A 15,735-nucleotide genomic window follows, 5' to 3' on the forward strand; every position below is an offset into this window, starting at 1 on the left:
ACGGGAAATTTTAGAGCGCGCGATTATAGGGGGTAACGCCCCCAAGTCAACACACCCTCACTTCCCGACGACCTCCTTCAACTGTCTCGTCACTTCATCAATCGATGCCATCCCATCCACGACCGAAACCACGCCCTTCGTCCGATAGTGGTCGATGATCGGCGTCGTCACCTCGTGATAGGTCTTCAACCGCGCCCGGACCGTTTCGGCATTGTCGTCCGCGCGCCGCGAAAATTTCGTCCCTCCGCACTTGTCACAGATCCCGTCCACCTTCGGCCGCTGGAACCTTTCGTGGTAGCCGGCCCCACATTGGACGCAGGTGAACCGTCCCGTGATGCGTTCGACCAACGCCTCGTCATCGCTATCGAGGACGAGGACATGGTCGATCTTCAACTTCTTCTCGGCCAGCAGCCGATCGAGGGCGCTGGCCTGGGGGACCGTCCTCGGGAACCCGTCGAGGATGAACCCCTTCTTGCAGTCGTCGCGATCGATACGCTTGGCGATCATATCGATCATCAATTCGTCCGGCACCAATCGTCCGGCCTGGATCAGTTTCTCAGCCTTGCGACCCAACTCGCTGCCGGAGGCCACCTCCGCTCGCAACATGTCGCCCGTCGACAGCTGAATGATGCATAAAGTGTCTTGAAGCCGCTTCGCTTGGGTTCCCTTCCCCGCCCCCGGGGCACCAAGCAGAATCAGGTTCATCCACGTCTCCCCCTAAGTTTCGCCTTCTTGATAAGCCCCTCGTACTGATGCGCCAGAAGATGGGACTGGATCTGCGCGACCGTGTCCAGCGTCACCGTGACGACGATCAGCAAACTGGTCCCGCCAAAATAGAACGGAACCGAGAACCGCGAAATGAGGATTTCGGGTAGCAGACAGACCGCCGACAGATAGGCGGCGCCCACCACCGTCAGGCGCGTCAGAACCCGATCCAGGAATTCCGCCGTATTCTTGCCCGGCCGGATGCCGGGAATGAAGCCGCCATACTTCTTGAGGTTTTCGGCCGTCTCGGTCGGATTGAAAACCACGGCGGTGTAGAAAAAGGCGAAAAAGACGATGAACCCGACGTAAAGCGCCAGGTACAGGGGCTGACCGTGGCCGAGATAGACGGCCAGCGAAGACAGCCACTCCGGCCCGCTGCCCGCCGAGAACCCGATCAGCGTGATCGGCATCAGCAGGATCGAGCTGGCGAAGATCGGCGGGATGACGCCCGACGTGTTGATCTTGAGCGGCAGGTGGGAGCTTTCGCCGCCGGTCATCCGGTTGCCCTGCTGGCGCTTGGGATACTGCACCACGATGCGGCGCTGGGCGCGTTCGATGAAGATGATGAACGCGATCACGCCGACCGACATGATCAGCAGGAAGATGACGAAAAGCGTCGAGATGGCGCCGGTCCGCCCCATTTCCAGCGTGCCGACCAGGGCGTTGGGCAGGTTGGCGACGATGCCGGCGAAGATGATCAGCGAAATGCCGTTGCCGACGCCGCGCTGGGTGATCTGTTCGCCCAGCCACATCAGGAACATGGTGCCGCCGATCAGGGTCACCACGGTGGTGAAGCGGAAGAACACGCCGGGATCGAGCACCGCCGCGCCGGCGGTCGAGGTCATGCTCTCGAGCCCGACGGCGATGCCATACCCTTGCAGCGCGGTGATCAGCACCGTGCCGTAGCGGGTGTACTGGTTGATCTTCTTGCGGCCGGCCTCGCCCTCCTTCTTCAGCGCCTCCAACTGCGGCGACACCGCGGTCAAAAGCTGCATGATGATGGAGGCCGAGATGTAAGGCATGATGTTGAGCGCGAAGATGGTCATCCGCCGCAAGGCGCCGCCGGCGAACATGTCGAACATGCCCAGAATGCCGCCGGCCTGGCTGGCGAAAATGTCTTCCAGCACCCGCCCGTCGATGCCGGGAAGCGGGATATAGGTGCCGAGCCGGTACACCAACAGCGCGCCCAGGGTGAACCACAGGCGCTTCTTGAGCTCCGTGGCCTTGGAGAAGGCGCTGAAGTTGATGTTGGCAGCGAGTTGCTCGGCAGCGGAGGTCATATCTCTCGTCCCAGCCTGGGCGCTCTACTTCGCTTCGGACTTGTCGGCGGCGGCCGCGTCGGTCGCGGGAGCCAGGATGACGAGCGTGCCGCCCGCCTTCTCGACGCCCTCGATCGCCGCCTTGGACGCGCCGTCGACCTCGATGGTCAGCTTGGCCTTGATCTCGCCCTTGGCAAGCAGGCGAATCCCGACCTTGCGCTTCTTGATCATGCCGGCCGCCCTCAGGGCGTCGGCGTTGACCGGCTTCTTGGCATCCAGCTTGCCGGCGTCCACCGCCTTCTGCAGGTCGCCCAGGTTGATGACCAGGAACTCCTTGCGGAAGATGTTGGTGAAGCCGCGCTTGGGCAGGCGCCGGTACAGAGGCATCTGGCCGCCCTCGAAGCCGAGGAGCGACACGCCGCTGCGCGACTTCTGGCCCTTCTGGCCCTTGCCCGACGTCTTGCCGGTTCCGGAGCCGATGCCACGGCCGATGCGCTTGCGCGGCCTGTGGGAGCCAGGATTGTCCCGAAGTTCGTTGAGTCTCATCTCGCGTCCGTCCTTATTCGCTGAGCCTGGGCGGCGGGCCTCAGCCCGCCTCGTCCACACGAACCAGGTGCTGAACCTTGGCAATCATCCCGCGCACGGCGGGCGTATCCTCAAGCTCGCGGGTCCGATGCATCTTGTTCAATCCCAGGCCGACCAGAGTGGCGCGCTGATCCTTCTTGCGGCCGATCGGGCTGCCGATCTGGGTGACCTTCACGGTCGACTTCTTCTTGTCGGCCATCCAAGTTACTCCTTGCCCGCCGCGGCGTCGCTGCGCCGCGACACGATTTCGCCGACCTTGAGGCCGCGCTTGGCGGCGACGCCGCGCGGCGACAGGCAATTGTTCAGGGCGTCGAAGGTCGCCTTGATCATGTTGTGCGGATTGGCCGTCCCCACCGACTTGGCAACCACGTCCTGGACGCCCATGGTTTCGAAAATGGCGCGCATCGGGCCGCCGCAGATGATGCCGGTGCCGGGAGGCGCCGCGCGGACCACCACCTTGCCGGCCCCGAAGTGGCCGTTGACGTCGTGATGCAGCGTGCGGCCTTCGCGCAGCGGCACGCGGATCATGCCGCGCTTGGCCGACTCGGTGGCCTTGCGGATGGCTTCCGGAACCTCGCGGGCCTTGCCGGTGCCGTAGCCGACCCGGCCGCGGCCGTCGCCGACCACAACCAGCGCGGCGAACGAGAACCGCCGGCCGCCCTTGACGACCTTGGCGACGCGGTTGATGTGAACCAGCTTGTCCAGGAATTCGGATTCTTCCTGGCCGCCGCGCTCCCGCCCGAACCCTTCCGGTGCCGCAGTGGGTGTTCTTGCCATATCTACAACTCCCTAGAAGGACAGGCCGCTTTCGCGGGCGGCGTCGGCGAGGGCCTTGACCCGGCCGTGGAACCGGTAGCCGCTGCGATCGAACACCACGTTGGTGACGCCGGCCGCAACCGCGCGCGTCGCCACCAGCTTGCCGATCTCGACGGCCGCCGCGACATCGCCCCCGGTCTTGAGCTTCCCGCGCAGGTCCTTCTCCAGGCTCGAGGCGGAAACCACCGTCTTGCCCTGCCTGTCGTCGATGACCTGGGCGTAAATGTGCTTGTTGGACCGGAACACCGAAAGACGCGGTTGGCTGCCAGCCCGAAGCTGGATCTTGTGCCGCACGCGCTGCTTGCGCCGCTCGAACAGTTGTTTTGAATCGATCATGGCTTACTTCTTCTTGCCTTCCTTGCGGAGAACGGTCTCTTCGGCATACTTCACGCCCTTGCCCTTGTACGGTTCGGGCGGCCGGAAAGCGCGGATTTCAGCCGCAATCTGCCCAACCTGCTGCTTGTTTGCCCCGTGGATCTCGATATGGGTCTGATCGGGGCACTTGATTTCGATGCCGGTCGGGATCGGATAGCGGACGTCGTGGCTGTAGCCCAACTGCAGGACCAACTCCTTGCCCTGCACCTGCGCACGATAGCCGACGCCGTTGATCTCGAGCCGACGCGTGAACCCTTCGTTGACCCCGGAGACGATGTTGCGGATCACGTTGCGCGCGGTCCCCCACATCTTGCGGGCGATCAGGCTCTCGTTGCGGGGATTGACCCACACGAGATTGCCTTCCTGCTTGATCTCCACATCGTCCGTCAGCCTGACAGACAATTCGCCAAGCTTCCCCTTGGCACTCAGGATGTTTCCCGAGATCGCCACATTGACGCCTTGGGGAACCGTTACCGGATGTTTGCCGACGCGCGACATGACCGTCTCCTACCTTCGAATTCCTAGAAGACCTGGCACAGGACTTCGCCACCGACATTGGCCGCACGCGCTTCGGCGTCGGACATCACCCCTCGCGGGGTCGACAGCACCGAAATGCCCAAACCGTTGTACACCCGCGACAGATCCTTGATGCCGGAATAAACCCGGCGCCCCGGCTTCGACACCCGATGAATCTCGCGGATGACGGGGTCGCCCTCGTGGTACTTCAGTTCGATCTTCAGTTCGCTGATACCAGGCCGAACTTCATACTGGCTGTAGCCCCGGATATACCCCTCGCGCTTGAAAACCTCGAGCACGTTGGCGCGCAGCTTCGAGGCCGGCGCGACGATTACGTCTTTCCGCGCGCGCTGCCCGTTCCGAATGCGCGTGAGCATATCGCCAAGGGGATCGCTCATGGACATCTACCGTGCCCTCCTACCAACTCGACTTAACCATACCGGGGATCTGGCCCCGAGACGCGAGGTCACGTAATGCGATCCGCGACAACTTGAACTTGCGGTAATTCCCGCGCGGCCGGCCCGAAAGCTCGCACCGCAGGCGGATCCGCACAGGCGCGGAATTCCGGGGAAGCTGCGCCAGCTTGAGGCGTGCCGTAAACCGCTCCTCGGGCGACAGCGACTCGTCTTTCGCCGCCTCCTTGAGGTGGGTCCGTTTCGCCGCATACTTCTTCGCCAGTCGCATGCGCTTCATGTTCCGTTCGATGGCGCTTGTCTTAGCCATTCCGATTGTCTCCGTCGGCCTTCTAACTGTTGAACGGCATTTCGAAGGCCTTCAGCAACGCTTTCGCTTCGGCGTCGCTGTTGGCCGTCGTGCAGATGATCACATCCATGCCGCGGATCTGGTCGACCTTGTCGTAATCGATCTCGGGAAAAATGATCTGTTCCTTGAGACCCATCGCGTAATTGCCACGTCCGTCGAAGCTCTTTCCGGAAACGCCCCGGAAATCGCGGACGCGCGGCAGGGCGATGTTGATCAGCCGGTCCAGGAATTCGTACATGTGGGCGCGGCGCAGGGTGACCTTGCAGCCAACCGTCTGCCCCTCGCGCAGCTTGAACGCGGCCACCGACTTGCGGGCCTTGATGATGACGGGCCGCTGGCCGGTGATGAGGGCGAGCTCTTCGGCCGCCACGGTCATCTTCTTGCTGTCCTGGGTGGCCTCGCCGACCCCCATGTTGACGACAATCTTCTCCAGCCGCGGCACTTCCATCGGGTTCTTGTAGCCGAATTCCTCGACCAAGGCCGTCCGGACCGTCTTTTCGTAAATCTCTTGCAGGCGTGGTGTCATGGTGTCAGGCCCTTTTACGCGTCAATGACCTCACCGGACCGCCGGGCCACGCGCACCTTGCGATTGTCGTCAAGGAACTTGTAACCAATGCGGGTCGGCTCGCCCGTCTTCGGATCGACGAAGGCCAGGTTCGAAATGTGGATGGACGCCTCGCGCTCGACGATACCGCCGGCCTGGCTTTGGGTCGGCTTCGTGTGGCGCTTGATGGTGTTGACGCCCTGGACGACGGCACGGTTCTCCTTGGGCAGGACCTTCAGGACCTCGCCCTTCTTGCCCTTGTCCTTCCCGGTCAGGACGACCACCTGATCGCCCTTCTTGATCTTCACTTTCGGCATCACAGCACCTCGGGCGCCAGAGAGACGATTTTCATGTAGTGCTTGGCGCGCAGTTCACGGGTCACCGGGCCGAAGATACGCGTTCCGATCGGCTCGCCCTGATTGTTGATCAGGACGGCGGCGTTGCGGTCGAAGCGGATCGACGTGCCGTCGGCGCGCCGAATGTCCTTCGCCGTGCGCACGATCACCGCCTTCAGGACATCGCCCTTCTTCACGCGTCCGCGCGGGATCGCCTCCTTGACGGAGACGACGACGACGTCGCCGACGGAAGCATACTTGCGCTTCGAGCCGCCAAGCACCTTGATGCATTGCACCCGGCGAGCACCCGAGTTGTCGGCAATGTCCATATTGGTCTGGGCTTGGATCATTGTCTTATTCCTTTCCAGTCCGCCGGCGCCAAATCAGGCGCCTTCGCCGACCACTTCCCAACGCTTGCGCTTCGAAATCGGGCGGCACTCGCGGATTTTCACCACGTCGCCCACCTTCGCCGCATTGCTCTCGTCATGCGCCGCGTAATTTTTGCTGCGGCGGATGAATTTTTTATAGATCGGATGCATCAGTCGACGCTCGACGCTGACCACGACGGTCTTGTCCATTTTGTCGCTGACCACGACCCCTTGCAGAACTCGCCTCGGCATTGTCCCGGTCCTTCCTTACGATGCGGCCCGCGTGCGCTCATCCAGAACGGTCTTGATGCGCGCGATGTCGCGGCGCACTTGACCGACCCGGGCCGTGTTTTCGAGCTGGCCGCTGGCCGCCTGAAAACGCAGATTGAACGCCTCTTTCCTGAGCCCGATCAACTGATCCTTAAGCTCGTCGACGGTCTTGGTGCGAAGATCGCTTGCCTTCATGGGATCAGCCCTCCTCACCCACACGCGCCACGAAGCGGGTCTTGACGGGCAGCTTGGCCGCCGCCAGTTCGAAAGCCCGCTGGGCGATATCGCGCGGAACGCCATCAATCTCGAACATGATGCGTCCGGCCTTGACCCGGCAGACCCAGAATTCGGGCGACCCCTTGCCCTTGCCCTGACGAACCTCGGCCGGCTTGGTGCTGACCGGAACGTCCGGGAAAATCCGGATCCACACCCGGCCGGCACGCTTCATGTGGCGGGTGAGCGCACGCCGTGCCGCCTCGATCTGGCGGGCGGTGATCCGTTCAGCCGACATGGCCTTCAGGCCGTAGGTCCCGAAAGTGAGACGGCTTCCGCGCGTCGCCAGGCCGTGGATGCGGCCCTTATGCGCCTTGCGGAATTTTGTACGTTTGGGACTAAGCATCTTCCCGTCTTTCCTAACCTAGATTCAGTCGCGTCTTAACGCGCCGGCTGCTGCTCCGCCGCCCGCTTCTCGACGGCCATGGGGTCGTGGGCCAAAATCTCGCCCTTGAAAATCCAGACCTTGATGCCGCAGGTGCCGTATGTCGTCTTCGCGGTGCCGACCCCGAAATCGATGTCCGCACGCAGGGTGTGCAACGGCACGCGGCCGTCGCGGTACCATTCCATGCGAGCGATTTCGGCGCCGCCCAGACGGCCGCCGCAGTTGATGCGGATGCCCTCGGCGCCCAGGCGCATGGCCGACTGCACCGCCCGCTTCATGGCCCGACGGAAGGCGACGCGCCGCTCCAGTTGATGGGCGATGTTCTCGGCAACCAGCTGGGCGTCGATTTCCGGCTTGCGGATCTCGACGATGTTCAGGTGGACGTCGGAACCGGTCATCTTCGACAATTCGCCGCGCAGCTTTTCGATGTCCGCGCCCTTCTTGCCGATGACCACGCCCGGCCGGGCCGTGTGGATAGTGACGCGCGCCATCTTGGCCGGACGCTCGATGATGATCCGAGACACCCCCGCCTGGCTCAGCTTGTCCTGCAGGAAGGCGCGGATGCGCAGATCCTCGTGCAACAGGGTCGCGTAGCTTTCGTCGGCGTACCAGCGGGAATCCCACGTCCGGTTGATGCCGAGCCGCAATCCAATCGGGTTGACCTTCTGACCCATTATGCCGTCTCCTCGCGTTCGCGAACCACCAGCCGGATATTGCTGAACGGCTTCTGAATGCGCCCCACCCGGCCGCGGGCCCGAGCCCGCCACCGCTTCATGACCAGGGTACGCCCCACCGTCGCCTCGGAGACGATCAACTGATCGACGTCGAGCTGGTGGTTGTTCTCCGCGTTGGCAATCGCCGATTGCAGAACCTTCTTTACCTCGCTGGCGATGCGCCTTTTCGAAAAGGTCAGCTCCGCCAGGGCCGATTCGCAGGACTTGCCGCGAATGGACTCCGCCACGAGGTTGAGCTTCTGCGGACTGGTCCGCAGAAACTTGGAATAGGCCATCGCCTCGTTGTCGGCGAGCTGCCGGGGGGCCGTCTTCTTGCCCATGGTTAAGCCCTTTTCGCCCGTTTATCGGCCGCATGGCCATAAAAGACGCGGGTCGGCGAGAATTCCCCGAACTTGTGACCGATCATGTCTTCGGTCACCAGCACCGGTATGAACTTCTTGCCGTTGTAGACGCCGAACGTCAGCCCCACGAACTGGGGAATGATCGTCGACCGGCGCGACCACGTCTTGATGATCTCGTTACGCCCCGAACCGCGAACCTGCTCCACCTTCTTGAAAAGGTAGCCGTCCACGAAGGGGCCTTTCCAAACGGAACGTGCCACGACCGCCCTCCTCTACTTCTTGGGACGGCGACGCATGATGAACGCGTCCGTCCGTTTGTTGTTGCGGGTCCGCTTGCCCTTGGTGGGTTTGCCCCATGGCGTCACCGGATGACGGCCGCCCGAGGTGCGGCCCTCGCCGCCGCCGTGCGGGTGGTCGATCGGGTTCATGGCCACGCCGCGCACGCTCGGACGCTTGCCCAGCCACCGGCTGCGGCCGGCCTTGCCCAGTTTGATGTTCTGCTGGTCGGCGTTGGAAACCGCGCCGATGGTCGCCATGCATTCGGCCCGCACCAGCCGCAACTCGCCGGAGGCCAGCCGCAACTGCGCATAGCCACGATCCTTGCCGATCAGCTGCACGTAGGTGCCGGCCGAACGGGCGATCTGGCCGCCCTTGCCCGCCTTCATCTCGACGTTATGGACGATGGTGCCGACCGGAATGTTCTGCAACGGCATCGCGTTGCCCGGGCGGATGTCGACGTCGGTGCCCGACACCACGGTGTCGCCGGCCTTCAGCCGCTGCGGCGCCAGGATGTAGGCAAGCTCGCCGTCCTCGTAGCGGATGAGGGCGATGAAGGCCGTGCGGTTGGGGTCGTACTCCAGACGCTCGACCGTCGCCACCACGTTCAGCTTGTCGCGCTTGAAGTCGACGATGCGATAGCGCCGCTTGTGGCCGCCGCCCCGCCGGCGCGCCGTGATGCGCCCCATGTTGTTGCGGCCGCCGTTGCCGCGCAGCCCTTCGGTCAGCGACCGCTCGGGATCGCCCTTCCACAGCTGGGCGCGGTCGACCAGCACAAGGCCGCGGCGACCCGGCGTTACCGGCTTGAATTGTTTCAGCGCCATCGCTCAAACCCCCGTCGAGACGTCGATGGACTGGCCTTCGGCCAGCGTCACGATCGCCTTCTTGGAATCACTCCGCTGGCCAAGCCGTCCGCGGAACCGTTTCACCTTGCCCTTTTGGCGCAGGGTGTTGACCGCCATCACCTTGACCTTGAACAGGTTCTCGATGGCCGCCTTGATCTCCGGCTTGGTCGCATCCAGCGGCACGTCGAAGCTGACCTGGTTGAACTCGGACAGCAGGGTCGCCTTCTCGGTGATGATCGGCCTACGGATCAGCTCGTAGATGCGGCCCTGACTGGGTTTCACGCCCCGGCCGCCTTTGCCCGTATAGGTCTTCATTTCAAACGCTCCACCAAATTCGCGACCGCGTCCTTGGTCAGAACCAGCGTCTGGCGACGCAGGATGTCGTGGACGTTCGCGCCCTGGCTGGGCAACACGTCGAGGCCCAATATATTGCGCGCCGCCTTGGCGAAATTGGCGTCCACCTCGGTCCCGTCGATGACCAGGGTCGACGTCCAGCCCAGCTTCTCGAGGGTCTTGGCGAGGTCGCGGGTCTTCGCCTCTTTGATCTGGGTGCTGTCCAGAACCACCAGCTTGCCGTCGGCCTGCTTGGCCGAGAGCGCCGTCTTCAGCGCCAGCTTGCGAACCTTCTTGGTCAGGTCATGAGCGTGATCGCGCACGACCGGCCCGAAGATGATGCCGCCGCCCCGCATCTGGGCGGAACGCATCGAACCCTGGCGGGCCCGACCGGTGCCTTTCTGGCGGAAAGGCTTCTTGGTGGTGCCGCTGACCTCGGAAACGCCTTTGGTCTTGTGGGTGCCGGCCCGGCGCTTGGCCAACTGCCAGTTGACCATGCGGGCCAGGATGTCGCCCCGCACCGGCACGCCGAACACCGTCTCATCCAGATCGATGCTGCCGACCGTTTCGTTTTCCAGGCTGATCACGTCGCACTTCATGGTCGCCTATTCCTTTTTCTCGTCGGCTTCGCCCGCGGCCGGCGCATCCGCCGGAACCGCTTCCTGCGACGCCCGGACGCTGGCCGGGAACGGCACGTCCTTCGGCAGCGGACGCTTCATCGCGTCGCGGATCAGCAGGAAGCCGCCGTCGCAGCCGGGAACGCCACCCCTCACCAGGATCAGGCCGCGCTCCACGTCGGTGGCGACGATCTGAAGGTTCTGGGTGGTCACCCGCCTGTCGCCCATGTGGCCCGGCATCTTCTTACCCTTGAAGACGCGACCCGGGCTCTGGTTCTGGCCGGTGGAACCGAGGCTGCGGTGACTGACCGAAACGCCGTGTGTCGCCCTGAGGCCGGCGAAGCCATGACGCTTCATGCCGCCGGCATAGCCCTTGCCGATCGAGGTGCCGGTCACGTCGACGTACTGCCCGACCGTGAAATGATCGGCCGCCAGCTCGGCGCCGACGTCGACGAAGGCGTCCCCCGAGATGCGGAACTCGACCACGTGGCGCTTGGGCTCGACCTTCGCCTTGGCGAAATGGCCGCGCTGCGCCTTGGTCACGTTCTTCACCTTGGCGGCGGTGCACCCCAACTGCAGGGCGTTGTAGCCGTCCTTGTCCTCGGTGCGATGGGCGACGACCTGAAGGTCGTCGACCTTGAGCACGGTCACCGGAACGTGGCTGCCGTCCTCGGCAAACACGCGGGTCATCCCCATCTTGCGTGTAATCAAACCGGTTCGCATCGCACTCACCCTTACAGCTTGATCTCGACGTTGACGCCGGCCGCCAGGTCGAGCTTCATCAACGCGTCCACCGTCTGAGGCGTCGGATCGATGATGTCGAGCACCCGCTTGTGGGTGCGGATCTCGAACTGCTCGCGCGACTTCTTGTCGATGTGCGGAGAGCGCAGCACCGTGAACCGCTCCAGCCGCGTCGGCAGCGGGATCGGACCACGCACTTCGGCACCGGTACGCCGGGCGGTGTTGACGATCTCGCGCGCCGACTGGTCGAGGACGCGATGATCGAACGCCTTAAGCCGAATTCGTATGTTTTGACTTTCCATGGCTCAGTCCATCTCACCGGCTGAAACGCCGGTATGTCTTCCCACTACTCGATGATCGATGCGACGACGCCGGCGCCGACGGTGCGGCCACCCTCGCGGATGGCGAACCGAAGGCCTTCCTCCATGGCGATCGGCGCAATCAGGTCGATCTCCATCGTGATGTTGTCGCCCGGCATCACCATCTCGGTGCCTTCCGGCAGAACAACCGTCCCCGTCACGTCCGTCGTCCGGAAGTAAAACTGCGGGCGGTAGTTCGCAAAAAACGGCGTGTGGCGACCACCCTCTTCCTTCGTCAGGATGTACGCCTCCGCCTTGAACTTCGTGTGCGGCGTGATCGAACCCGGCTTCGCAACAACCTGACCGCGCTCAACGTCGTCGCGCTTCGTGCCGCGCAGCAGGATCCCGATGTTGTCCCCCGCCTCGCCCTGGTCCAGAAGCTTGCGGAACATCTCGACGCCCGTGCACACCGTCTTCTGCGTCGCCCGGATGCCAACCAGCTCAACTTCCTCGCCAACCTTCACAACCCCGCGCTCAACGCGGCCCGTCACCACCGTCCCACGCCCCGAAATCGAGAACACGTCCTCGATCGGCATCAGGAACGGCTGGTCCTTCGGACGGTCCGGCTGCGGAATGTAGCTGTCGATCGCATCCATCAACGCCAGGATCGACTTCTTGCCGATCTCCTCGTCACGCCCCTCCAGAGCCGCCAGCGCCGAACCCTTCACGATCGGGATGTCGTCGCCCGGGAACTCGTAGCTCGACAGAAGCTCCCGAAGCTCCATCTCAACAAGCTCCAGCAACTCCGGGTCGTCGACCTGGTCAACCTTGTTCATGTAAACGACCAGCGCCGGAACGCCCACCTGGCGGGCCAGAAGGATGTGCTCGCGCGTCTGCGGCATCGCCCCGTCCGCCGCCGAGACCACCAGCACCGCACCGTCCATCTGCGCCGCGCCCGTGATCATGTTCTTGATGTAGTCCGCATGGCCAGGGCAGTCGACGTGCGCGTAATGACGCTTCGACGTCTGATACTCAACGTGCGCCGTCGCAATCGTGATCCCGCGCGCCTTCTCTTCCGGCGCCTTGTCAATCTGGTCAAACGGCGTGAATTCCGCAAACCCCTGCTCGGCCAGAACCTTCGTAATCGCCGCCGTCAACGTCGTCTTGCCGTGGTCAACGTGGCCAATCGTCCCAACATTGCAGTGCGGCTTCGTCCGCTCAAACTTCTGCTTGCCCATGATCTATTCTCCGTTCTCGCCGAGTTTCGTGGTTAGCCTGCTAGCTTGGCCTTGACCTCGTCCGAGACCTGCTGCGGCACATCTGTGTAGTGATCGAAATGCATGGTGAACTGGGCCCGCCCCTGGCTCATGGAACGGAGCGTACTGACGTAACCGAACATCATCGCCAGCGGGACCTGCGCGTTGATCACCCGGGCATTGCCCCGCTGATCCATCCCCGAGATGCTGCCGCGACGCGAGTTCAGGTCGCCGATGATGTCGCCCATGTACTCGTCCGGCGTCACCACCTCGACCCGCATGATCGGCTCCAGCAGGACCGGCTTGGCCTTCGCCATGCCTTCCCGGAAGGCCGCCCGCGTGGCGACTTCGAAGGCCATGACGCTGGAGTCGACGTCGTGCGAGGCGCCATCGTAGAGGACCGCCTTGAGGTCGGTCACCGGGAACCCGCACATGACGCCGGTCTGGATCGCCGCGTTAAGCCCCTTCTGAACGCCGGGGATGAATTCCTTCGGGACGTTGCCGCCGGAAACCTCGTTTTCGAACAGGAAGCCCGAACCCGCCGGCAGCGGCTCGAAGCGGAACTTCACCCGCGCGTACTGGCCGGACCCGCCGGTCTGCTTCTTGTGGGTATAGTCCACATTGGCGGTTTGGCGGATGGTTTCGCGATAAGCCACCTGCGGCTGGCCAATATTGGCCTCGACCTTGAATTCGCGCCGCATGCGGTCGACGATGATCTCGAGGTGCAGCTCGCCCATCCCCTTGATCACGGTCTGGCCGCTCTCGGGGTCGGAAGCCACCCGGAAGGACGGGTCTTCGGCCGCCAGGCGCGACAGGGCCTGGCCCATCTTCTCCTGGTCCGCCTTCGACTTCGGCTCGACAGCGATCTCGATCACCGGGTCCGGGAAAGTCATCTTCTCCAGCACGACGGCATGCTGCGGATCGGAGAGTGTGTCGCCGGTAGTGGTCTGCTTGAGACCCGCCAGCGCCACGATGTCGCCGGCTCGCGCCTCGTTGATGTCTTCCCGCGAGTTGGCATGCATCAGCAGCATGCGGCCGATACGCTCGCGCTGGTCCTTGGTGGTGTTGCGGACTTGCTGACCGTTGACCAGCACACCCGAATAGATACGCGCGAACGTGAGCGAACCGACGAACGGGTCGTTCATCACCTTGAAGGCCAATGCGGCCAGCGGATCATCATCCGAATTCCGCCGAGTGACCGGCTCTTCGGTCCCCGCCTTGACGCCAACGACCGCCGGCACGTCGGTCGGCGCCGGCAGGTAATCCACCACGGCGTCGAGAAGCGGCTGCACGCCCTTGTTCTTGAAGGCCGATCCGCAAATCACCGGCACGAAGACGCCGTTCACGGTGCCGCGCCGGATGCACTTGTTCAGGGTCGCGATGTCGGGCTCCTTGCCGCCCTCGAGATAAGCCTCCATCGCCACGTCGTCCTGCTCGACGGCCATCTCGACCAGCCGCTCGCGCCACATCGCCGCGTCGTCGGCAAGCGCGGCCGGGATCGGCCCGCGCACGAATTCGGCGCCCAGCGCCTCGTCTTTCCAGATCACCGACTCCATGGCGATCAGGTCGACGATGCCGGCGAACTCGGACTCCTCGCCGATCGGCAGCTGGCAGACCAGGGGATTGGCCCCCAGGCGTTCGCCGATCTGCTTGATGCAGCGGAAGTAGTCGGCGCCGATGCGGTCCATCTTGTTGACGAAGCAGACGCGCGGCACCTTGTAGCGGTCGGCCTGACGCCACACCGTCTCGGACTGCGGCTCGACGCCGCCGACGCTGTCGAAAACGGCAACGGCCCCATCCAGAACCCGGAGGGACCGCTCGACTTCGATGGTGAAATCCACGTGGCCAGGCGTATCGATGATGTTGATACGGTGCTCGCGCCACTGGCAGGTGGTCGCGGCCGAGGTAATGGTGATGCCGCGTTCCTGCTCCTGCTCCATCCAGTCCATCACGGCGTTGCCGTCATGGACTTCACCGATCTTGTAGGACCGGCCGGTGTAATACAGGATTCGTTCGGTCGTCGTCGTTTTCCCGGCATCAATGTGAGCCATGATGCCGATGTTGCGATAGCGGTCGAGGGGCGTCGTGCGGGCCATGCTAGGATCTGCTCCGAAAATCTACCAGCGGTAGTGCGAGAACGCCTTGTTGGCGTCCGCCATACGGTGCGTATCCTCGCGCTTCTTGACGGCGGACCCGCGGTTGTTGGCGGCGTCCAGGAGTTCGCCCGAAAGACGCTCGGTCATGGTGTTCTCCGAACGCTTGCGCGCCAGATCGACGATCCAACGGATCGCCAGGGTCTGACGGCGGGCCGAGCGCACCTCGATCGGCACCTGATAGGTGGCGCCGCCGACCCGTCGAGAACGCACCTCGACGGCGGGCTTCACGTTCTCGATGGCATCGTGGAAGACCTTGAGCGGATCCTGCCCGGTCTTCTGCTGGATGATATCGAGAGCCCCATAAATGATGTGCTCGGCCACCGAGCGCTTACCATCCAGCATCAAGCCGTTGGTGAACTTGGTGACCACCGCGTCCCCGAACTTGGGATCGGCCAGGACTTCGCGTTTTTCTGCAGCGTGTCGACGGGACATGCTCTTCTTCCAATCCTACTTCGGCCGCTTCGCGCCGTATTTCGAACGACGCTGGCGGCGATCCGAAACGCCTTGGGTGTCAAGGGTGCCACGAATGATGTGGTAGCGAACGCCGGGAAGGTCCTTCACGCGACCGCCCCGGATCATCACCACCGAGTGCTCCTGAAGATTGTGCCCCTCGCCGGGAATGTAGCTGGTGACCTCGAAACCGTTGGTCAGGCGGACGCGCGCCACCTTCCGCAACGCCGAGTTCGGCTTCTTCGGGGTGGTGGTGTAGACGCGCGTGCAGACGCCCCGCTTCTGCGGACAGCTATCCAGCGCCGGAACCTTGTTACGGATATCCGGCGCCTGCCTGGGCTTCCGGATCAATTGGTTAACTGTTGGCATTGCGTCGTTCCACTTCACACGTGCGCCCGGCCCTGATGGTCAAGACCGTGGCGCGCACCCCGAAA

At 63.5% G+C, this 15,735-nt stretch carries 27 protein-coding genes; all 27 read right to left on the minus strand.

Annotated elements, in window-relative coordinates:
* Nucleotides 1–57: 57 nt before the first annotated feature.
* From ODR01_RS08640 to rpsL, 27 genes are read right to left on the minus strand one after another with little or no spacing between them, the layout of a single operon-like run.
* Nucleotides 58–705, minus strand: a complete 648-nt coding sequence (locus ODR01_RS08640) for an adenylate kinase (RefSeq protein ID WP_316977236.1) — start codon at nucleotides 703–705, stop codon at nucleotides 58–60.
* Entirely contained in the window at nucleotides 702–2,045 is a 1,344-nt protein-coding gene (gene secY / locus ODR01_RS08645; protein ID WP_316977237.1) for a preprotein translocase subunit SecY, read from the minus strand. The genes ODR01_RS08640 and secY overlap by 4 nt, the downstream gene beginning before the upstream one ends.
* Before the next feature lie 24 nt (nucleotides 2,046–2,069).
* Nucleotides 2,070–2,570, minus strand: a complete 501-nt coding sequence (gene rplO / locus ODR01_RS08650; RefSeq protein WP_316977238.1) for a 50S ribosomal protein L15 — start codon at nucleotides 2,568–2,570, stop codon at nucleotides 2,070–2,072.
* 40 nt (nucleotides 2,571–2,610) lie between these two features.
* Nucleotides 2,611–2,808 (minus strand): 50S ribosomal protein L30, encoded by a 198-nt coding sequence (rpmD, locus tag ODR01_RS08655; protein ID WP_316977239.1) that lies wholly within the window; start codon nucleotides 2,806–2,808, stop codon nucleotides 2,611–2,613.
* Between the two features lie 5 nt (nucleotides 2,809–2,813).
* Nucleotides 2,814–3,386 (minus strand): 30S ribosomal protein S5, encoded by a 573-nt coding sequence (gene rpsE / locus ODR01_RS08660; RefSeq protein WP_316977240.1) that lies wholly within the window; start codon nucleotides 3,384–3,386, stop codon nucleotides 2,814–2,816.
* 12 nt (nucleotides 3,387–3,398) lie between these two features.
* Nucleotides 3,399–3,761 carry a 50S ribosomal protein L18 gene (gene rplR, locus ODR01_RS08665; protein ID WP_316977241.1) on the minus strand — a complete coding sequence of 121 codons (363 nt, stop codon included), beginning with the start codon at nucleotides 3,759–3,761 and terminating at the stop codon, nucleotides 3,399–3,401.
* Between the two features lie 3 nt (nucleotides 3,762–3,764).
* Entirely contained in the window at nucleotides 3,765–4,298 is a 534-nt protein-coding gene (rplF, locus tag ODR01_RS08670) for a 50S ribosomal protein L6 (RefSeq protein WP_316977242.1), read from the minus strand.
* A gap of 23 nt (nucleotides 4,299–4,321) precedes the next feature.
* The gene (gene rpsH, locus ODR01_RS08675; protein ID WP_316977243.1) at nucleotides 4,322–4,720 is read right to left on the minus strand and encodes a 30S ribosomal protein S8; all 399 of its coding nucleotides are present in this window, start codon (nucleotides 4,718–4,720) and stop codon (nucleotides 4,322–4,324) included.
* A gap of 13 nt (nucleotides 4,721–4,733) precedes the next feature.
* Nucleotides 4,734–5,039, minus strand: coding sequence for a 30S ribosomal protein S14 (gene rpsN / locus ODR01_RS08680; RefSeq protein WP_316977244.1), 306 nt, complete (start codon nucleotides 5,037–5,039; stop codon nucleotides 4,734–4,736).
* Nucleotides 5,040–5,061: 22 nt separating this feature from the next.
* The gene (gene rplE, locus ODR01_RS08685) at nucleotides 5,062–5,604 is read right to left on the minus strand and encodes a 50S ribosomal protein L5 (RefSeq protein ID WP_316977245.1); all 543 of its coding nucleotides are present in this window, start codon (nucleotides 5,602–5,604) and stop codon (nucleotides 5,062–5,064) included.
* Between the two features lie 14 nt (nucleotides 5,605–5,618).
* On the minus strand, nucleotides 5,619–5,939 hold the full coding sequence (gene rplX / locus ODR01_RS08690) for a 50S ribosomal protein L24 (RefSeq protein WP_316977246.1): 321 nt from the start codon (nucleotides 5,937–5,939) through the stop codon (nucleotides 5,619–5,621).
* Nucleotides 5,939–6,307 (minus strand): 50S ribosomal protein L14, encoded by a 369-nt coding sequence (gene rplN / locus ODR01_RS08695; RefSeq protein WP_316977247.1) that lies wholly within the window; start codon nucleotides 6,305–6,307, stop codon nucleotides 5,939–5,941. Before rplN ends, rplX begins: the two co-directional genes overlap by 1 nt.
* A gap of 33 nt (nucleotides 6,308–6,340) precedes the next feature.
* Nucleotides 6,341–6,577 (minus strand): 30S ribosomal protein S17, encoded by a 237-nt coding sequence (gene rpsQ / locus ODR01_RS08700; RefSeq protein WP_316977248.1) that lies wholly within the window; start codon nucleotides 6,575–6,577, stop codon nucleotides 6,341–6,343.
* A gap of 15 nt (nucleotides 6,578–6,592) precedes the next feature.
* Nucleotides 6,593–6,790, minus strand: a complete 198-nt coding sequence (gene rpmC, locus ODR01_RS08705) for a 50S ribosomal protein L29 (protein WP_316977249.1) — start codon at nucleotides 6,788–6,790, stop codon at nucleotides 6,593–6,595.
* Nucleotides 6,791–6,794: 4 nt separating this feature from the next.
* Nucleotides 6,795–7,214 carry a 50S ribosomal protein L16 gene (rplP, locus tag ODR01_RS08710; protein ID WP_316977250.1) on the minus strand — a complete coding sequence of 140 codons (420 nt, stop codon included), beginning with the start codon at nucleotides 7,212–7,214 and terminating at the stop codon, nucleotides 6,795–6,797.
* A gap of 35 nt (nucleotides 7,215–7,249) precedes the next feature.
* Nucleotides 7,250–7,927, minus strand: coding sequence for a 30S ribosomal protein S3 (gene rpsC / locus ODR01_RS08715; protein WP_316977251.1), 678 nt, complete (start codon nucleotides 7,925–7,927; stop codon nucleotides 7,250–7,252).
* A complete protein-coding gene (gene rplV, locus ODR01_RS08720; RefSeq protein ID WP_316977252.1) occupies nucleotides 7,927–8,307 on the minus strand; it encodes a 50S ribosomal protein L22 in 381 nt (126 codons plus the stop codon). The genes rpsC and rplV overlap by 1 nt, the downstream gene beginning before the upstream one ends.
* A 2-nt stretch (nucleotides 8,308–8,309) precedes the next feature.
* Nucleotides 8,310–8,588, minus strand: coding sequence for a 30S ribosomal protein S19 (gene rpsS / locus ODR01_RS08725; protein WP_316977253.1), 279 nt, complete (start codon nucleotides 8,586–8,588; stop codon nucleotides 8,310–8,312).
* 12 nt (nucleotides 8,589–8,600) lie between these two features.
* Nucleotides 8,601–9,428 (minus strand): 50S ribosomal protein L2, encoded by an 828-nt coding sequence (gene rplB, locus ODR01_RS08730; protein ID WP_316977254.1) that lies wholly within the window; start codon nucleotides 9,426–9,428, stop codon nucleotides 8,601–8,603.
* A gap of 3 nt (nucleotides 9,429–9,431) precedes the next feature.
* A complete protein-coding gene (locus tag ODR01_RS08735; RefSeq protein WP_316977255.1) occupies nucleotides 9,432–9,764 on the minus strand; it encodes a 50S ribosomal protein L23 in 333 nt (110 codons plus the stop codon).
* Entirely contained in the window at nucleotides 9,761–10,381 is a 621-nt protein-coding gene (gene rplD / locus ODR01_RS08740) for a 50S ribosomal protein L4 (protein ID WP_316977256.1), read from the minus strand. The genes ODR01_RS08735 and rplD overlap by 4 nt, the downstream gene beginning before the upstream one ends.
* A gap of 6 nt (nucleotides 10,382–10,387) precedes the next feature.
* Nucleotides 10,388–11,122 (minus strand): 50S ribosomal protein L3, encoded by a 735-nt coding sequence (gene rplC / locus ODR01_RS08745; RefSeq protein WP_316977257.1) that lies wholly within the window; start codon nucleotides 11,120–11,122, stop codon nucleotides 10,388–10,390.
* Nucleotides 11,123–11,133: 11 nt separating this feature from the next.
* A complete protein-coding gene (gene rpsJ, locus ODR01_RS08750; protein ID WP_316977258.1) occupies nucleotides 11,134–11,442 on the minus strand; it encodes a 30S ribosomal protein S10 in 309 nt (102 codons plus the stop codon).
* A 44-nt stretch (nucleotides 11,443–11,486) separates the two neighbouring features.
* Nucleotides 11,487–12,677, minus strand: coding sequence for an elongation factor Tu (gene tuf / locus ODR01_RS08755; RefSeq protein ID WP_316977259.1), 1,191 nt, complete (start codon nucleotides 12,675–12,677; stop codon nucleotides 11,487–11,489).
* Between the two features lie 32 nt (nucleotides 12,678–12,709).
* On the minus strand, nucleotides 12,710–14,791 hold the full coding sequence (fusA, locus tag ODR01_RS08760) for an elongation factor G (protein WP_316977260.1): 2,082 nt from the start codon (nucleotides 14,789–14,791) through the stop codon (nucleotides 12,710–12,712).
* 21 nt (nucleotides 14,792–14,812) lie between these two features.
* The gene (gene rpsG, locus ODR01_RS08765) at nucleotides 14,813–15,283 is read right to left on the minus strand and encodes a 30S ribosomal protein S7 (RefSeq protein ID WP_316977261.1); all 471 of its coding nucleotides are present in this window, start codon (nucleotides 15,281–15,283) and stop codon (nucleotides 14,813–14,815) included.
* Between the two features lie 15 nt (nucleotides 15,284–15,298).
* Nucleotides 15,299–15,670: a 30S ribosomal protein S12 gene (gene rpsL, locus ODR01_RS08770; RefSeq protein WP_316977262.1), complete on the minus strand. Its 372-nt coding sequence runs from the start codon at nucleotides 15,668–15,670 to the stop codon at nucleotides 15,299–15,301.
* Between the last annotated feature and the right edge of the window lie 65 nt (nucleotides 15,671–15,735).

This window comes from Shumkonia mesophila, assembly GCF_026163695.1.
Classification (GTDB): Bacteria; Pseudomonadota; Alphaproteobacteria; order Rhodospirillales; family Shumkoniaceae; genus Shumkonia; species Shumkonia mesophila.

Bases quoted from the DNA above. Each gene is read 5' to 3' on its own strand.
- ODR01_RS08640 (WP_316977236.1), bottom strand. From the start codon at position 705: ATGAACCTGATTCTGCTTGGTGCCCCGGGGGCGGGGAAGGGAACCCAA.
- secY (WP_316977237.1), bottom strand. From the start codon at position 2,045: ATGACCTCCGCTGCCGAGCAACTCGCTGCCAACATCAACTTCAGCGCC.
- rplO (WP_316977238.1), bottom strand. From the start codon at position 2,570: ATGAGACTCAACGAACTTCGGGACAATCCTGGCTCCCACAGGCCGCGC.
- rpmD (WP_316977239.1), bottom strand. From the start codon at position 2,808: ATGGCCGACAAGAAGAAGTCGACCGTGAAGGTCACCCAGATCGGCAGC.
- rpsE (WP_316977240.1), bottom strand. From the start codon at position 3,386: ATGGCAAGAACACCCACTGCGGCACCGGAAGGGTTCGGGCGGGAGCGC.
- rplR (WP_316977241.1), bottom strand. From the start codon at position 3,761: ATGATCGATTCAAAACAACTGTTCGAGCGGCGCAAGCAGCGCGTGCGG.
- rplF (WP_316977242.1), bottom strand. From the start codon at position 4,298: ATGTCGCGCGTCGGCAAACATCCGGTAACGGTTCCCCAAGGCGTCAAT.
- rpsH (WP_316977243.1), bottom strand. From the start codon at position 4,720: ATGTCCATGAGCGATCCCCTTGGCGATATGCTCACGCGCATTCGGAAC.
- rpsN (WP_316977244.1), bottom strand. From the start codon at position 5,039: ATGGCTAAGACAAGCGCCATCGAACGGAACATGAAGCGCATGCGACTG.
- rplE (WP_316977245.1), bottom strand. From the start codon at position 5,604: ATGACACCACGCCTGCAAGAGATTTACGAAAAGACGGTCCGGACGGCC.
- rplX (WP_316977246.1), bottom strand. From the start codon at position 5,939: ATGCCGAAAGTGAAGATCAAGAAGGGCGATCAGGTGGTCGTCCTGACC.
- rplN (WP_316977247.1), bottom strand. From the start codon at position 6,307: ATGATCCAAGCCCAGACCAATATGGACATTGCCGACAACTCGGGTGCT.
- rpsQ (WP_316977248.1), bottom strand. From the start codon at position 6,577: ATGCCGAGGCGAGTTCTGCAAGGGGTCGTGGTCAGCGACAAAATGGAC.
- rpmC (WP_316977249.1), bottom strand. From the start codon at position 6,790: ATGAAGGCAAGCGATCTTCGCACCAAGACCGTCGACGAGCTTAAGGAT.
- rplP (WP_316977250.1), bottom strand. From the start codon at position 7,214: ATGCTTAGTCCCAAACGTACAAAATTCCGCAAGGCGCATAAGGGCCGC.
- rpsC (WP_316977251.1), bottom strand. From the start codon at position 7,927: ATGGGTCAGAAGGTCAACCCGATTGGATTGCGGCTCGGCATCAACCGG.
- rplV (WP_316977252.1), bottom strand. From the start codon at position 8,307: ATGGGCAAGAAGACGGCCCCCCGGCAGCTCGCCGACAACGAGGCGATG.
- rplB (WP_316977254.1), bottom strand. From the start codon at position 9,428: ATGGCGCTGAAACAATTCAAGCCGGTAACGCCGGGTCGCCGCGGCCTT.
- ODR01_RS08735 (WP_316977255.1), bottom strand. From the start codon at position 9,764: ATGAAGACCTATACGGGCAAAGGCGGCCGGGGCGTGAAACCCAGTCAG.
- rplD (WP_316977256.1), bottom strand. From the start codon at position 10,381: ATGAAGTGCGACGTGATCAGCCTGGAAAACGAAACGGTCGGCAGCATC.
- rplC (WP_316977257.1), bottom strand. From the start codon at position 11,122: ATGCGAACCGGTTTGATTACACGCAAGATGGGGATGACCCGCGTGTTT.
- rpsJ (WP_316977258.1), bottom strand. From the start codon at position 11,442: ATGGAAAGTCAAAACATACGAATTCGGCTTAAGGCGTTCGATCATCGC.
- tuf (WP_316977259.1), bottom strand. From the start codon at position 12,677: ATGGGCAAGCAGAAGTTTGAGCGGACGAAGCCGCACTGCAATGTTGGG.
- fusA (WP_316977260.1), bottom strand. From the start codon at position 14,791: ATGGCCCGCACGACGCCCCTCGACCGCTATCGCAACATCGGCATCATG.
- rpsG (WP_316977261.1), bottom strand. From the start codon at position 15,283: ATGTCCCGTCGACACGCTGCAGAAAAACGCGAAGTCCTGGCCGATCCC.
- rpsL (WP_316977262.1), bottom strand. From the start codon at position 15,670: ATGCCAACAGTTAACCAATTGATCCGGAAGCCCAGGCAGGCGCCGGAT.